Raw genomic sequence first — 15,932 nt, forward strand, 5'->3', positions numbered from 1 at the left:
GTCATGATGTTGTCCGATCCCTCTAAAAAATATCGCCCCTTCGTGGCCGTTGAATTGCCTGATCGCCTCTGGCCTAGCCAGCGTATCGACATGCCCCCGATTTGGTGCAGTGTAGATTTGCGTGATGGCAACCAGTCGTTAATCGACCCCATGGATCAAGAGCGCAAACAGCGTTTGTTCGATCTACTGCTGAACGTTGGTTTTAAAGAGATTGAGGTGGGCTTCCCATCGGCATCACAAACTGACTTCGACTTTGTCCGTTCGTTGATTGAGCAGGATAAAATTCCTGATGATGTGACGATTCAAGTGCTGACCCAGGCGCGTCCGCATTTAATCGAACGCACGTTCGAAGCCCTTAAAGGCGCTAAAAACGCCATTGTGCACGTCTACAATGCCACCGACCCGATGTTTCGGCGGGTAGTGTTTAATGTAGATAAAACAGAGTGCGTGCAGATCGCCGTTGATGCCACGGCGCAAATCCGCGATTTAATGGCCGCTAATCCAGACACTCACTGGACCTTCCAGTACTCGCCTGAACTATTCACCACCACGGAGATGGACTTTGCGGTGGAAATTGTCGAAGCGGTAATGGATACCTTCGGGCCTAGCATTGATAACCGGATGATCGTTAACTTACCGGCCACCGTAGAAGTCGCAACACCCAATAACTATGCTGATCAAATTGAGTGGTTCTGTCGCCATGTTAAAAAGCGCGATACGCTGATTGTCAGTGTGCATCCGCATAATGACCGCGGTACTGGCGTGGCGGCGGCGGAATTGACGCTAATGGCCGGTGCTGACCGGGTGGAAGGTACGCTGTTTGGCAATGGCGAGCGTACTGGGAACGTGGATATCGTGACGCTTGCGATGAACCTTTATACTCAAGGCGTTCACCCGAACCTGGACTTCTCCAACATTACGCCCATTATGCGCGAGGTCGAGTACTGCAATCAGTTACCCGTCCATCCGCGCCATCCCTACGTTGGCGATTTAGTATTTACCGCGTTTTCAGGCTCGCATCAGGATGCGATTAAAAAAGGCATGGCAGATCGTCGTGCGCATCCTGAGGCGCCTTGGGATGTACCCTATTTACCTATCGACCCGCTGGATGTGGGGCGTAGCTATGAAGCAGTAATTCGTGTTAACAGTCAGTCTGGAAAAGGCGGTATTTCCTATCTGCTGGAACAGGAGCACGGCATTGAGCTGCCGCGCAGGCTGTCTATTGAGTTTAGCCAAGTCGTGCAAGAAGTCGCTGACCGCACTGGGCGCGAAATTACCTCACAAATGATTTACCAGGCGTTTGCTGATGAGTACCTGGAGCAGCATTCGCCGCTGGCGCTGATAAGTCATCGCCTTTCCTCTGAGCCAGAAAGCCCAAAAGTTGCGCTTGAAGCGATACTGGAAAGCGGAGATGAGCGCCAAACGGTAACCGGTGAGGGCAACGGCCCCTTGGCCGCGTTTGTGAAAGCGCTGGTGGCTAGCGGTCAAGAGGTGGAAATAATTGATTACCATGAGCACTCCCGCGGACAAGGGGCCGATGCTGAAGCAATCGCCTATGTTGAGGTGCGCATTGATGGTAAAGCAGTGTTTGGTGTCGGCAGCGACGAAAGCATCACCAGCGCGTCGATGAAAGGTGTGCTCAGCGCCATTAACCGTCATCACTCCACCCAAGCGCCGGCTGCCAATGTGACTGCAGAGACGCTAGGCTAAATCCCTTGGCTTGAAGTGATTGCTAGCAGACCTATAAGGAGGCGTTGGCCTCCTTATCGTTAGCTAATGTGGTGATGACAGCTAGCATGGTTATGGGAACTACAGCGGCGTCTTGCTAGTCTTGCCAGGCACTTCGCGGACTAAGCGGGGCATCAAGAAGCCTGGCAAGTGTTCAAGTAACTGCTTAACCAGTGTTTTGGCTTCCTCATCGGGGACGTCAAAATGGGCGGCACCTTGCACGGGGTCGACCACATGCAAATAGTAAGGCAGCACGCCCGCTTCAAACAGGCGTTCGGACAGAGTCGCCAACGTACTGACGCTATCGTTTATTCCGCGTAGTAACACGCTTTGGTTGAGCAGCGTTACACCTGCTTGCTTTAAGCGTGTGCAGGCATCAATGACCGCTTGGTCAATCTCATTGGCGTGGTTAATATGCAGTACCATGACTTTTTGCAAGCGTGTCGCCGCTAGCCAGTCAAGAAGTGCATCATCAACCCGGTCGGGTATCACCACGGGGAGGCGCGTATGAATGCGCAGCCGCTTGAGATGCGGAATATTTTCAAGCTGCTCCACCAGCCACGCCAGCTGACGATCGTTGGCGGCCAACGGGTCACCGCCAGAAAGAATCGCTTCGTGAAGGGTGGTATCGGCGCGCAGGTAATCCAGTGCTTCCTGCCACTGCGCTCTGGAAGGAGAGTTGTCACTGTAGGGAAAATGGCGCCGGAAGCAGTAGCGGCAGTTGATTGCACAAGCGGGGCTGGCAATTAACAGCACGCGGCCAGCGTACTTATGAATGAGCCCCTTAACAGGCTGATGCTCTGCTTCTTCTAGCGGGTCGGTGACGTAACCTTGCGGTGTTGAGGCTTCATCGCTTACCGGCAGTACTTGGCGGAGCAGAGGGTCATTGGGGTCGTTGGGGGCAATGCGCGTAAGATAGGCGTCGGGAACACAGATTTCAAACAGCTGGTGCCCAGTAGAAGCACCAGGTAGCCAGCTGTCGTCCAAGTTTAAACGCTTGCACAAAGTGGCTGGGTCGCGAATCGCTTGGGAAAGCTGCCGCTGCCATGACGCGTAAATCTGGGTAGACGGGCGCTTATCAGCGATAATAATGTTCTCCTGCAAAAAAGCCCTCCTTCGGGTTATCATGCGCGCACTTATTAGACGACGCTTACAACGACATTATCAACGGCGAAGCATGGCTTCGCGCACTATGTTACTGAAATAAAACACTGAGAGGCATCATGGCGAACTATTCTACCAATGAATTCAAAGGCGGTTTGAAAGTAATGCTCGACGGCGATCCTTGTTCTATCGTCGAGAACGAACTGGTCAAGCCAGGCAAGGGTCAGGCATTTAACCGCGTTAAGCTACGCAACCTGATGACTGGCCGTGTTGGCGAGCGTACTTTCAAATCCGGTGACTCACTGGAAGGTGCCGATGTCATGGATCTGGAGATGGAATATCTCTACACCGACGGCGACATGTGGCACTTCATGAAGACGGATGGTTCCTTCGAGCAGTACGCCGTTGAAAAGAAAGCATTGGGCGATACTGAAAAATGGCTCAAGGAGCAGGTGCCTTATATTATTACGCTTTGGAACGATAAAGCGATTTCCGTTACACCACCCAACTTCATTGAACTGGAAGTGGTTGAGACGGACCCAGGTTTGAAAGGTGACACTGCCCAGGGTGGTTCTAAGCCTGCCACACTTTCATCCGGTGCGGTTGTGCGCGTACCGTTGTTTATCAACCAGGGTGAAGTGCTGAAGATTGATACACGCTCTGGCGACTATGTTTCTCGAGCATAAGTGTTTCTCGAGCATAAGCGCTGCCGAGTGACCGGTAGTTAGTTAGCCGCGAAAGCATCTACTTTATAAAGCCACGTGATGACCATGCGTGGCTTTATAGCATTGGAGGGGACGTAAATGACGGCTAGCTGGCAGCCAACGGCAAGTATCGAAACGTTGCGCGAGCGTGCACGCTTACTCGCTGGGGTGCGTGCGTTTTTTGCTGAGCGGGATGTGCTGGAGGTGGAAACGCCGGTGTTGGGGCAGGGAGGCAGCACCGATGTGCACTTAGTCTCGCTGTCTAGCATGGCGCGTACTGATAAAGGCCAGCGTAGACTATGGCTGCAAACGTCGCCCGAGTTTCATATGAAGCGCCTGCTGGCCGCAGGTAGTGGGCCGATATTTCAACTAGCTAAAAGTTTTCGTGATGGTGAAATTGGCAGCCGCCATAATATTGAATTCACTATGCTTGAGTGGTACCGCCCAGGGTTTACCCTGGCACAGCTGATTGATGAGACGACCACGCTGGTTGCTAACGTGCTGCCGAGTTTTGCAGGCCCCGTGGTGCACTATCGTTACCGTGAGCTGTTTCATACCTACTTAGCGGTAGACCCCTTTACGACCTCTATTGAGACATTGCGTACGTTGGCTGCAGAGCGTGGCCAGATGCCGGCACATGCGCTAACAGAAGAGAGTCGCGATACTTGTCTCGACCTGTTAATGAGCATGGTGATTGAACCAACGCTTGGCCAAAACGAGCTGAGTGTTGTGTTGGATTATCCTGCCAGCCAAGCGGCCTTGGCGCGCCGCCATCAAGACGCAGATGGTGAATGGGTAGCCTCTCGCTTTGAGCTTTATCTCAGTGGTGTTGAACTGGCGAATGGTTATGATGAGCTAATTGATGCTGAGGAGCAGCGGCTGCGTTTCAGTGAAGATAATGCCGAGCGTCGCCGTTTAGGTTTACCTGAGGTTGATGTTGATGAGCAATTGCTAGCAGCGCTAGACCATGGAATGCCAGAAAGCGCTGGGGTGGCATTGGGCATAGATCGGCTTATTCAGCTGGCGCTGGGTAAAGCACGCCTGGAAGACGTGCTTACATTTTCAACGGCTAATTGTTAGCACTAATGTCTCGCGTTTTAAGGCTCGCCCAGTGTTTGGCCCATTTGTACCTTGGCGCCCAGCGGGTTGTCTTCAAACGTCACCGGCTTGGCAAAGCACATCACCACCGTTGAGCCCAGTTTGAAGCGGCCCATTTCAGCGCCTTTTTCAAGCGTGATTGGTTGCCCGAAACGCATGCGCTGAGGGTGTCCTGAAAGCGGCGTCACTTGGCCTGCCCAGACAGTCTCGATCGCCGCGACGATCATTGCACCTACCAATACCATGGCCATTGGGCCGTGCTCGGTATCGAAAACACACACCAATCGCTCGTTACGAGCAAACAGCCCTGGCACGTAGTTAGCGGTTGCTTGGTTGACCGAGAAGAGCCGCCCTGGCACATAAATCATCTCGCGCAGGGTGCCTGTAACCGGCATATGTACCCGGTGGTAATCTCGAGGAGAGAGGTAAACAGTCGCAAAACTGCCGCCCATAAACTCTTCGGCTAGCGCGCTGTCGCCACCTAGCAGGGTTTGGGCAGAAAACGTGTGGCCTTTCGCTTGTACTAACTGACCTGCCTGTAAACGCCCGAACTGTGACAGGGTGCCATCAGCAGGGCTTAGCAGGCCCTCTCCCAATGGACGAACATCGGCTTTCAAAGCGCGGGTGAAAAAGTCATTAAACGTTGCATAAGCGGTGGGGTCTGGCTCCAGCGCTTGGCTCATGTCCACATCAAAACGTTTGATAAACGCCTTAATTAACCTGTTCTTCACCGCGGGAGCATCGCACTGGGCGAGCTTGCCTGTTAAACGCGAAAGCGCATGGTGGGGGAGCGGGTACTGAATTAGGGAAAACGCTTTTTGGGAAACAGTCACAGTCGTATCTTCACTTCTCAATCGGTGTGTCGTCGCGGTTGCCCCATTCGCCCCAAGAGCCCGCATAACCACGTATATTAAAGCCCAGCGCTTTACCGACTAACCACGTGAAGCTGCTGCGATGATGGCTTTGGCAGTGAGTAGCAATTTCCATATCGGGCGTTAGGCCGAGTGCACCTAGTTCGGTCATTAGCTCAGCGTAATCGCGGATGCGAAGTGCGCGATTGCGATCCATGGCGTTTAGCCAGTCCATGTTGACCGCTCCCGGAATATGACCAAGGTGCTTATTGTTGCCTTTTTCACCATCAAACTCGCCTTTAGAGCGAGCATCCCAAACGGCGAACTGTTTATCTGCGAGCTTTTGTTTGATTTCGTCGCAGGTGATTAAGGCGTGCGGGTTTAAGATCTCCGCTCGGTACTCGCTTGGTGTTGGTGCGGTGGATTCAGTGCTTTCTGCCAAGCCGGAATCTCTCCATGCATGGATGCCGCCATTCAAATAGGAGTAACGGGTGTGGCCGATTAGTTCCAGTGTCCATAGCAGTCGTGCTGCCCAGCCGCCGCCTTCATCATCATAAGCGACGACGTGAGTATCCCGGGTTAGGCCAAGTGCGCTGAACAGTCGTGAGAGAAATTCAGTGCTCGGCACATCGTTAGGTACCGGTCCTTCGCCACGCATTAGGTAGCGAAAATCCAGGTAAATAGCACCCGGTACATGGCCTTGGCGATAGCTATCGCCATTCACTGGCACATCGATAATTAGCAGCTGTGGATTATCCAGGTGTTCTTGAAGCTGCTCGGGCTCAACAATCAGCGGCAGTAGGTTGGTTTCCGATGAATGGCTAGCGGTGCTCATTGACAGCTCCCTATGCTTAGCAATTGATATATCAGGCATCAAGCTAATAAAAATTATGCGTTTAAGCTATCGAGAATGCGCCGATAGCTGGCAAAACGTTCTGGATGAATCTTGCCTGCCTCGACGGCTTCTAGTAAAGCGCAGCCTGGCTCGTTGCGGTGGCGGCAATCTCGGAAGCGGCAATGGCCAATGAACGGATGAAACTCAATAAATCCATCGGTCACTTCCTGTTCATCAAGATGGATCAAGCCAAACTCGCGAATACCCGGTGAATCAATGAGCTCGCCGTCAGTCACTTCGTCACTACTCATCGCATAAAGCCGAGCGGTGGTGGTGGTATGGGTGCCTTTACGCGAATCTTCTGACAGAGCGCCAATGCGCAAAGTTTCATCGGGTAGCAGAAGATCAATCAGTGATGATTTGCCCACGCCACTCTGGCCGACAAACACAGAGGTTCGCCCTTCAAGCTGCTGGCGTAGATCATCTAAGCCAGCTTCATTGGCAGTGGTAGTGCGCACCACGGTGTAGCCCAGAGAGTGATAGCGCTCAAGCAATTCTCCCAGTTTGCCACCGTCTTCTGGTAGCAAATCGGTTTTGTTGAGCACCAGCACGGGGGTAATACCTGTTGCTTCGGCAGCGACCAAATAACGGTCAATCAGATTGGGGTGAGGAGCGGGCTCTACCGCAAAGACGATCAGCAATTGATCGATGTTGGCCGCCACAGGCTTAAGCTGGCCCCGCGGGTCTGGGCGCTTTAGCACGCTGTCGCGCTCCTCGCGGGCCACGACGACGCCAGAGCCATCCTGGCCTGCTCGCCAAATCACCCGGTCGCCGGTGACCAAGCCATCTAGGTTGGCGCGAAGGTGGCAACGCACGGGCGTACCATCGGCATCGCGCACTTCTAGTGTTCGCCCGAAGTGAGCCATAACTCGGCCTGGTTGTTCGGCACCATATTCGCCGGCGGCAAGTTTTTCAGCGTCTTTCACATCGCGCTTTTCAGCACGTTGGGCACGTTCCGCTTGGACTTTATCGACTCGCCACTGTTGCTGGCGACTTAATTTACGTTTGCTCATGACCACCTGATGCTCGGTACAATAGTGGCATTGTACTCACCTGGGCAGTCTACTGTCCTGCATTGGGTGCTGGTTAAGGCAATATAAGCCACACTTTAACTCTAATCGCCGTATTAAGTGGCGGTACTGGCCAAGGAATGAATGTAATGAGCGAGCAAACTGCTGACAACGCCACCCCGCGGGATGATTTGCTAGTGTGGATAGACTTGGAAATGACCGGTCTGGATCCAAACAAAGAGCGCATCATTGAAGTGGCCACATTGATTACCGATGCCGATTTAAACGTCGTAGCGGAAGGGCCGGTGATTGCGGTAAAGCAGCCCGATAGCCAACTGGCACAAATGGATGACTGGAATCAAAAGACCCATGGGGAGAGTGGACTGGTTGCGCGCGTCAAAGCGAGCACCGTGACTACCGCTGAGGCCGAGCAGCAAACGCTCGATTTTCTTCGCCACTATGTGGTCTCTGGCTCATCGCCTATGTGTGGCAATAGCATTCACCAGGATCGGCGTTTCCTTGAGCGTGAAATGCCGGGTCTTTGGGCGTTTTTCCATTACCGTAATTTGGACGTATCGACCGTTAAGGAGTTGGCAAAACGTTGGAATCCAGGTGCCTTAGCAGGATTTAAAAAGCAGAATGTCCATCTGGCGATGGATGACATCAAGGAGTCGATTGCCGAGTTGGCTCACTATCGGAGTACGTTCTTACGCCTCGAAACGCTAACAGACGAAGAGGAGTAAGGTCGTTCAGAGAAGTGGCTAAGCGCCGTCAGTAGCAATTTTCGCACCGCGCTTGAGGCGCTGCTCCTCAAGCGCCCAAGCAACGTGCTCACGCACTAAACTGCTGGGGTAGGCTCTTCTTGCCCACAAGGCTGCCTCTACCGCGCGACTCCAGGGTGCATTGCCCAGGCCGATGGCGAGATTGCGCAGCCAGCGTTCGTAGCCAATACGCCGGATGGGGCTGCCTGCTGTTTTATCCAAAAATTCGTCCTCGCCCCAGGCAAACAGGCTAAGGAGGCCGGCGCGGTCAAGGTCATGGCGCGGCGCAAAGTCATCTTCCTGGGTAACGCGGGTGAAGCGAGTGAAAGGACACACCAACTGACAGTCGTCGCAACCGTAAATACGGTTGCCCATGGCGCGGCGAAACTCAGTAGGTATCGCGCCGCGGAGCTCAATAGTGAGATAAGAGATGCATTTGCGCGAGTCGACGACCTTGTCATCTACGATGGCACCGGTTGGGCAGGCGGTGCGACAGGCGCTACAGCTGCCACAGTGCTCCTGAGTAAACGGTGCATCGATAGGCAGCGGCAAGTCGGTATACAGCTCGCCGAGGAAAAAAAGCGAGCCCGCCTTGGGGTTGAGTAGCATGGCATTTTTACCAAACCAGCCAAGGCCTGCTTTTTGCGCTAGGGCGCGCTCCATGACGGGCGCTGAGTCGACAAATGCGCGATAACCAAACGAGCCGACTTGCTGCTCGATTTTTTTAGCGAGTTGCGCCAAACGTTTGCGCATTAATTTATGATAGTCGCGCCCCAGTGCGTAGCGTGAGACATAGGCACGGCTAGGTTGGCCCAGCACTTTTGTACTTTCTACTTCAGCGGGTAAGTAGTCCATGCGCACGCTGATAACTCGCTGGGTGCCGGGTTCAAGCTCCTCCGGGCGGGTGCGCTTGGTGCCATGTTTCGCCATAAAGCTCATGTCACCGTGGTGACCTTTTTCAAGCCAAGCATCTAGGTGTTTTTCATGAGCTGCTAGCTGAGTGTCTGTAATACCCACTTGCTGAAAACCTAACTCTCGACCCCATGTTTTGATTAGGGCCGCAAGACGCGTCAAGTCATCATCAGATAGTGAAAAGGTGGTGGAGTTTTGCATGGTAAATCAACGGTAGCGCGTTAAGCGCGCTATGCTAACGCATAAGTGGTTATCAACCTACTAGTGCCCAACTGTCACCAGATTAAGGAGAGATCGTGCCCACGTTAAGTACTTCCTCGCTACGCCCCCTTTATACAGCGGCTCAAGTGCGTGAGCTTGATCGGCGTACGATTGCCGGCGGCATTGAAAGTTTTGCCTTGATGCAGCGAGCAGCCTCCAGCGCATGGCACAGTTTCCGCTCCCGCTGGCCGCATGCACGAAGCGTGACAGTGCTGTGTGGTAGCGGTAATAACGGGGGTGATGGCCATGTGCTTGCGGCGTTGGCCATGCAGTCCGGGCTTAAAGTGCAGCGTATCTCACTTAGGCCTTTAGAGGCGTTGACGGGGGATGTTGCTCGCGCTGCCGAGCTGGCATCGGCGGCGGGCGTTGGTTTGGACCAGTGGCAGTCAAGTACCACCTTGGTGGGTGAGGTGATTGTTGATGCACTGCTCGGTACCGGGCTGTCGGGTGATGTTGCCGGAGAAATAAGGCCGGTGATTGAAGCGATCAATACGTCGCATCAGCCGGTATTGGCGTTGGATATTCCCTCTGGCATCTCGGCAGACACGGGTGCCGTCATGGGGCTGGCCGTCAATGCAACCTGCACGGTGACGTTTATAGGCGACAAAATTGGCCTGCATACTGGCGATGCACCTGCTTATACCGGTGAAATTGACTTCCGTCCGTTAGGTGTCAAGGCGCAAGCGTTTTTTGATATACCGCCCAGCGCATGGCGTTTGGACGATGAACTTTTGGGTGAGGTATTCACGCCGCGCTCCCGTATCAGCCATAAAGGTGATCTGGGGCATATCGTGGTAATGGGAGGTGCACCAGGGTTTGGTGGTGCGGCGTTGCTCGCTTCTCAAGCGGCCGCGCGTTTAGGCGCCGGTAAGGTCAGCTTGGCAACGGCGCCTGAGCATGTGACTGCTAGTTTGATGCGCTGCCCTGAGGTAATGGCCCATGGTGTTCGCGGTGGCGCCGATGCGAGTCATCTGCCTTGCCAGGCAGATGTAATCGTTGTTGGGCCGGGGCTGGGTCAAGAAGCCTGGGGGCAAGCGATATTGCAGAGTGCCTTGCAATTAGATGTGCCATTAATTGTTGATGCGGATGCACTCAACCTGTTGGCTAGTCGCTGGCCTGATGAGCGGCGTGATAATTGGGTATTAACACCGCACCCGGGTGAGGCGGCTCGGTTGCTAGGCTGTTCCGTCGCCGATATTCAAGCAGATCGCCCAGCGGCTGCCCGAGCCTTGCAGCGAGCGCGGGGCGGCGTTGTGATTTTAAAGGGGGCGGGTAGCTTAGTGGCGGGCCCCAGTGGGTTGGTGATATGCCCTTATGGCAATCCGGGGATGGCTAGCGGCGGCATGGGAGATGTGCTGAGCGGGATGCTAGGTACACTGGTTGCTCAGAACGCCAATATGGAGCGCGGAGCATGGCTTGGGGTGATGGTGCATGCGCTGGCAGGCGATGAAGCGGCTAAAGCAACGGGTGAGCGTGGCTTGCTGGCAAGTGATCTGGCATCCTATGCACGAGTGTTAATTAACCCGTGAAGGCGGCCTACATGCAAGTGCAATTGAATAATGAAGTGTCTCACGTTGCCTTTGGTGAGGCATTAGGGCAGGCGCTGCAAGGTCACGGGCGTGTTTATTTAGAGGGCGACTTAGGCGCAGGAAAAACAACATTGACGCGTGGTATATTGCGCGCTTATGGCTACCAGGGGGCGGTTAAAAGTCCTACTTATACTCTGGTAGAGCCCTACGAACTGGGTGCGCAGCGCATTTATCATTTAGATTTGTATCGTTTAGCAGATCCAGAGGAGCTTGAGTTTATCGGCGGGCGAGATGTACTTGCCGATGACGCGCTCTGTTTAATTGAGTGGCCGAGCCGAGGTGAGGGTTGGCTCCCCGCACCAGATTTGCGAGTGGTGCTGGAGGTGGCTGATCCTGGTCGCTTGGTTACGCTAACCGCAGAAACTGACTTGGGTGAACGGGTGATCAGCGAGATGGTTAGCAAGCATGGCAGTGAAAAGCTTGAAAGTGGTGTAACTCAATGGCTATAAACAGCGCACTAAACTACCTGACACGCAATGTGTCGTTTGGCTGTGTTCTGATGGTGGTAGGTGTGTCATCGCTACAAGCGGCAACGGTAGAGAGCATGCGGTTGTGGGCGGCTCCTGATCATGCGCGTTTGGTGTTTGATTTGACGGCAGCCGCAAACGCTAATGTATTTTCCCTTGAGAACCCGTCACGGTTAGTCATTGATCTTGATGAAAGCTACCTAGACACCGATGTATCTACGCTGCCATTGGATGGGAGCGCCATCGATGAAGTACGAACGGGGGTTCGGGATGGTGGCGGACTTCGCGTTGTTCTGGAGCTTAACCGTGACATATCCCCACGTCACTTTTCATTGCCACCCAACGACCAGTATGGGCATCGTTTGGTGGTCGATCTTGAGTACCCTGGCGAGAGTGCGGTCGAAAACCCCATTGATCCGATAGAGGCGATGATTCGCGATCAAGAAATCCTTGCCCAAAGAGCTAATACTCAGGCTCAGGCACAGGAGCAGTCACCAGGGCAAGTGGTCGCTGAAGAGATATTGCCGCCAACGGTAGCGCCAACAACTACCGCGGTTCAGCCAGCTCAACCGCATCCGCAGCGGGATATTATTATTGCTGTTGATGCTGGGCATGGCGGCGAAGATCCTGGCGCGATAGGTCCTTCTGGAACACGTGAGAAAGATGTAGTACTGGAAATTGCGCGACGCCTTGCCGCAGAAGTAAACGGTACGCGCGGTTTTAAAGCGGTACTCATTCGCGATGGTGATTACTACTTGGGGCTTCGTCAGCGTACCCAGCTTGCTCGGGATCAGAAAGCCGACTTTTTTGTATCGATACATGCCGATGCGTTTTCCAGCCCGCGGCCCCAGGGAAGCTCTGTTTATGCACTTTCCCAGCGAGGCGCAACGTCTGAAACTGCCCAATGGCTGGCGGATAGCGAAAACCGCTCCGACTTGATTGGTGGTGTTGACGGCAGCCTTTCTTTGCGTGACAAGGATCAAGTGCTGCGAGGTGTGTTGCTAGACCTCACGATGACGGCAACGTTAAACGATTCGCTGTCGATTGGTGGTCAAGTGCTCGACCAATTAGGCCGTATCAACCGTCTCCATAAGTCTCGTGTTGAACAAGCCGGTTTCATGGTGCTGAAATCGCCCGATATTCCGTCGCTACTTATCGAAGTTGGCTTTATTTCTAACCCTGATGAAGAGCGTCGCCTGAGGGATCCGGTCCATCAGCGTGGGCTATCAACGGCTATTTTCAATGGTTTGCGTGATCACTTCGAGCGCAATCCGCCGCCAGCAAGTCTATTGGCGTGGCAGCGCGATAATCAGCGTCGACCGAGCGGTAACGAGTACCGTATCCAATCGGGAGATACATTGTCAGCTATTGCCGTACGCCATGGTGTGCCAGTGAATCAGCTGAAGCAGGCCAACGATATTAACGGTGACGTTATCCGTGTTGGCCAAGTGCTACGTATTCCACGTTCATGATCATAAGTTTCTGAGGTGACGGTTGTCTGAATTGATCTCTTCGCCTACGCGCATTCATGTACTTGATCCTCGTCTGGCAAACCAAATTGCCGCGGGGGAAGTTGTCGAGCGCCCTTCGTCAGTGACAAAGGAGCTGATTGAGAACGCCATTGATGCTGGCAGCCAGCGAGTTGAAGTGGAGATAGAGCAAGGCGGCTCTCGGCTTATTAAAGTGCGCGACGATGGTATTGGTATAGGTGAACAGGATTTGCCCCTGGCGCTTGCTCGTCATGCAACCAGCAAAATCAACAGCCTTGAAGATCTAGAGGGCGTGAGTTCGTTGGGCTTTCGTGGCGAAGCGTTGGCCTCGATCAGCTCTGTCTCACGGCTGGAGCTGATCTCTAATGCTGAAGAGGACCCCCGACAAGGGTGGCGAGTCGTCGCCGAGGGGCGTGGTATGGAGGCGCGGGTAACGCCTGCGCCACACCCCCGTGGCACCAGTGTCGCGGTACGCGATCTGTTTTTTAACACCCCCGCGCGGCGCAAATTTTTACGCACCGAAAAAACAGAATTTGCCCATGTTGAAGAAGCTTTTCGTCGCCAGGCGTTATCACGTTACGACGTAGCTTGGGTGCTGCGCCATAACCAGAAAGTGGTGCATCAATTGCCACCAGGAGTGACGCCAGCCGCACGCGAGCGGCGTATTGCTTCTCTATTGGGTAAAAACTTTATTGAGCATGCTCGCTACATTGAACGTGAAGCGGGTGGGTTGCGTATTAGTGGCTGGGTCGGCTTGCCTACGCACTCTCGTTCTCAGGCGGATCAGCAATACTTTTTTGTCAATGGTCGCGTCGTTCGTGATCGGTTGGTTGCCCATGCTGTTCGTCAGGCTTATCGCGACGTGTTGTATAACGGTCGTCATCCGGTGTTTGTGCTGTACCTGGAACTTGATCCTGATGTCGTCGACGTCAACGTGCATCCAACGAAGCATGAAGTGCGGTTTCGCGATGGTCGGATGGTGCACGACTTCCTTTACTCTAGCCTGCACCACTGCCTTGCTTCTTCTAAGCCTGCTGAAGAAGAGCAGAGCACGCCCTATGGGCATGAAGGTGAAGTAGCAGAGGCGGGTGTCACGGGAAACACCAATGAGGCCGATGTTCCAGCGCCTGCTCCCCGTTGGCAGCAGCAGGGTATGGCGCTATCAGACTCACCTGAGCGCCATCCTGGGGCAGAGCGAGTGCGGCGTTTTATGCAGGGCTACCAGGCGCTGCATCCGGATCATGAAGAGTCGCTATTAACGCCGCAGCCGAGCGCGCCGAGCATTAATACATCAAAAGCGACAGAAGTGCGTGAGGTTCCGCAGGCGATGCCTGAGCATGATGCAACCTCAGCGCCGCCGTTGGGCTTTGCGCTAGGGCAGTTGCACGGTGTTTATATTTTGGCGCAAAACGCTCAAGGATTGGTGCTCGTAGACATGCACGCCGCTCACGAGCGGATCGTCTACGAGCGCATGAAAAACCAGCTGGCCGCAGCCAACGGAATTGATACGCAGCCGTTGCTGGTGCCAGTTTCCCTGGCCGCCAGTCGCGCCGAAGTGGCAACCGCTGAAAGTGAGCGCGATGCTATTGCCCAGTTAGGCGTTGAGCTAGATGTGGCGGGGCCAGAAACCTTGTTAGTCCGTCAATTGCCAGCTCTTTTGGCTCAGGCAGATCCGGAAGCCCTGATACGTCAAATGCTCGAAGAGCTGTCGCGGTTTGGACGCACCCATCAGGTTGAGGCACGCATTCATGAGTTGCTGTCGACCATGGCATGCCATGGTAGTGTCCGTGCAAATAGACGCTTAACCATCGATGAAATGAACGCCTTGCTGCGGGATATGGAGCGCACTGAGCGAAGCGATCAGTGCAATCATGGCCGTCCAACCTGGACGCAAATGAGTATGAAAGCACTCGACCGCCTGTTCTTACGTGGACAGTAGCGGCGTGGTTAGTTAAGACAACGAAAGGAGTGCTAAGAGCAGATGGTTGATACACGCCCCTGGGCGATTTTTCTAATGGGACCCACGGCCGCTGGTAAAACCGATACGGCGATGGCCCTACATGAGCGTCTGGGGCATGAGCTGATCAGCGTCGACTCAGCGATGGTATATCGCGGGATGGATATTGGTAGTGCCAAGCCGAGTGCTGCCGAGTTGGCGCGCGCGCCGCATCGTTTGATTGATATTCGTGATCCATCTGAGCCGTATTCGGCCGCTGATTTTCGTGAAGATGCGCTGCAGGAGATGCGGCAAATCAGCGCGGCAGGCAGCGTGCCATTATTGGTTGGCGGGACGATGCTCTACTTCAAGCGTCTGGTGGAGGGCGTGGCTAACTTACCCGCCGCAGACGCCGCCATACGTCAACGGTTGGAAGCTATTCGGCAGAATGAAGGGTTGGCGGCACTTCATCGTATGCTGGCTGAAGTGGATGCCGATTCAGCGCAGCGCATACATCCCAATGATCCACAGCGCTTAATGCGCGCGCTTGAAGTATATTATGTCAGTGGGCGTCCTATGAGCGAGCTATGGGCGGAACAGCAGCCAGAAACCTTTCCCTGGCGGGTGATGTCGATAGCATTAGCCCCTAGTGATCGCCAATTGCTACACAACCGCATTGCGGTGCGTTTTAAAACAATGTTGGCTGAGGGCTTGATAGATGAAGTCGCCGCCCTCAAACAACGTTCTGACATCCATCTTGGCTTGCCAGCAATGAAGAGTGTTGGCTATCGTCAAGTATGGGAGCACTTAGACGGTAAGTACGACGAAAACGAGTTAATTGAACGTGGCGTGATAGCAACTCGCCAGCTCGCTAAGCGGCAGCTTACGTGGTTAAGAAGTTGGCCGTCGCTTACGTGGGTAGACTCACAGCAGCCTGACGTATTGGATAAGGTGCTGAAATTCGTGCGTGAAAGCGGTGCTTAGCGTAAGATAGTGATTTCGTAAGCAAGTGTTTTCGAGTGGCCGGCTGGCTCTTTTGACAACACCAGGCCTTTCGGGCAACAAGATTGCGGCGCAGCACCAGTAGGGCGCGCCATTTATAACCAACCCCAACGACAGTTTTAGG

At 54.0% G+C, this 15,932-nt stretch carries 14 protein-coding genes; 9 read left to right on the forward strand and 5 right to left on the reverse strand.

The features are described from left to right. Positions 1 to 3 precede the first annotated feature (3 nt). A complete protein-coding gene (gene leuA, locus CEK60_RS01990; protein WP_089037600.1) occupies positions 4 to 1,710 on the forward strand; it encodes a 2-isopropylmalate synthase in 1,707 nt (568 codons plus the stop codon). Positions 1,711 to 1,809: 99 nt separating this feature from the next. On the opposite strand, the gene epmB is transcribed toward leuA, so the two are convergent. Beyond that, positions 1,810 to 2,832 carry an EF-P beta-lysylation protein EpmB gene (gene epmB, locus CEK60_RS01995; protein WP_089037601.1) on the reverse strand — a complete coding sequence of 341 codons (1,023 nt, stop codon included), beginning with the start codon at positions 2,830 to 2,832 and terminating at the stop codon, positions 1,810 to 1,812. 119 nt (positions 2,833 to 2,951) lie between these two features. Between epmB and efp the strand changes: the two genes are divergently transcribed. After that, on the forward strand, positions 2,952 to 3,518 hold the full coding sequence (gene efp / locus CEK60_RS02000; protein ID WP_009721928.1) for an elongation factor P: 567 nt from the start codon (positions 2,952 to 2,954) through the stop codon (positions 3,516 to 3,518). A 117-nt stretch (positions 3,519 to 3,635) separates the two neighbouring features. Then, complete coding sequence (epmA, locus tag CEK60_RS02005) at positions 3,636 to 4,616, forward strand: EF-P lysine aminoacylase EpmA (RefSeq protein ID WP_089037602.1); 981 nt, start codon at positions 3,636 to 3,638, stop codon at positions 4,614 to 4,616. A 17-nt stretch (positions 4,617 to 4,633) separates the two neighbouring features. Here epmA and asd read toward each other — a convergent pair whose 3' ends face one another. Genes asd through rsgA form a run of 3 tightly spaced genes read right to left on the reverse strand, consistent with a single transcriptional unit; the run spans position 4,634 to position 7,393 of the window. Then, positions 4,634 to 5,467, reverse strand: coding sequence for an archaetidylserine decarboxylase (asd, locus tag CEK60_RS02010; protein WP_089037603.1), 834 nt, complete (start codon positions 5,465 to 5,467; stop codon positions 4,634 to 4,636). A 10-nt stretch (positions 5,468 to 5,477) separates the two neighbouring features. Next, complete coding sequence (locus CEK60_RS02015; protein ID WP_089037604.1) at positions 5,478 to 6,320, reverse strand: sulfurtransferase; 843 nt, start codon at positions 6,318 to 6,320, stop codon at positions 5,478 to 5,480. A gap of 53 nt (positions 6,321 to 6,373) precedes the next feature. Continuing rightward, positions 6,374 to 7,393 carry a small ribosomal subunit biogenesis GTPase RsgA gene (rsgA, locus tag CEK60_RS02020; RefSeq protein ID WP_089037605.1) on the reverse strand — a complete coding sequence of 340 codons (1,020 nt, stop codon included), beginning with the start codon at positions 7,391 to 7,393 and terminating at the stop codon, positions 6,374 to 6,376. A gap of 146 nt (positions 7,394 to 7,539) precedes the next feature. Between rsgA and orn the strand changes: the two genes are divergently transcribed. After that, on the forward strand, positions 7,540 to 8,133 hold the full coding sequence (gene orn / locus CEK60_RS02025; RefSeq protein WP_089037606.1) for an oligoribonuclease: 594 nt from the start codon (positions 7,540 to 7,542) through the stop codon (positions 8,131 to 8,133). Positions 8,134 to 8,151: 18 nt separating this feature from the next. On the opposite strand, the gene queG is transcribed toward orn, so the two are convergent. Then, positions 8,152 to 9,264: a tRNA epoxyqueuosine(34) reductase QueG gene (gene queG / locus CEK60_RS02030; RefSeq protein WP_089037607.1), complete on the reverse strand. Its 1,113-nt coding sequence runs from the start codon at positions 9,262 to 9,264 to the stop codon at positions 8,152 to 8,154. A 95-nt stretch (positions 9,265 to 9,359) separates the two neighbouring features. Between queG and CEK60_RS02035 the strand changes: the two genes are divergently transcribed. The 5 genes from CEK60_RS02035 to miaA are packed head-to-tail and all read left to right on the forward strand — an operon-like array spanning position 9,360 to position 15,790. After that, the gene (locus tag CEK60_RS02035; protein ID WP_089037608.1) at positions 9,360 to 10,853 is read left to right on the forward strand and encodes an NAD(P)H-hydrate dehydratase; all 1,494 of its coding nucleotides are present in this window, start codon (positions 9,360 to 9,362) and stop codon (positions 10,851 to 10,853) included. An 11-nt stretch (positions 10,854 to 10,864) separates the two neighbouring features. Continuing rightward, complete coding sequence (gene tsaE / locus CEK60_RS02040) at positions 10,865 to 11,362, forward strand: tRNA (adenosine(37)-N6)-threonylcarbamoyltransferase complex ATPase subunit type 1 TsaE (protein WP_089037609.1); 498 nt, start codon at positions 10,865 to 10,867, stop codon at positions 11,360 to 11,362. A 50-nt stretch (positions 11,363 to 11,412) separates the two neighbouring features. Continuing rightward, on the forward strand, positions 11,413 to 12,852 hold the full coding sequence (locus CEK60_RS02045) for an N-acetylmuramoyl-L-alanine amidase (RefSeq protein WP_232471514.1): 1,440 nt from the start codon (positions 11,413 to 11,415) through the stop codon (positions 12,850 to 12,852). A 22-nt stretch (positions 12,853 to 12,874) separates the two neighbouring features. Beyond that, entirely contained in the window at positions 12,875 to 14,809 is a 1,935-nt protein-coding gene (gene mutL, locus CEK60_RS02050) for a DNA mismatch repair endonuclease MutL (protein WP_446718646.1), read from the forward strand. 42 nt (positions 14,810 to 14,851) lie between these two features. Beyond that, positions 14,852 to 15,790 carry a tRNA (adenosine(37)-N6)-dimethylallyltransferase MiaA gene (miaA, locus tag CEK60_RS02055; protein WP_089037611.1) on the forward strand — a complete coding sequence of 313 codons (939 nt, stop codon included), beginning with the start codon at positions 14,852 to 14,854 and terminating at the stop codon, positions 15,788 to 15,790. The last annotated feature ends 142 nt before the right edge of the window (positions 15,791 to 15,932 follow it).

Origin of the sequence: Halomonas sp. N3-2A (assembly GCF_002216165.1) — a bacterium.
In the GTDB taxonomy this organism is placed as follows: Bacteria; Pseudomonadota; Gammaproteobacteria; order Pseudomonadales; family Halomonadaceae; genus Vreelandella.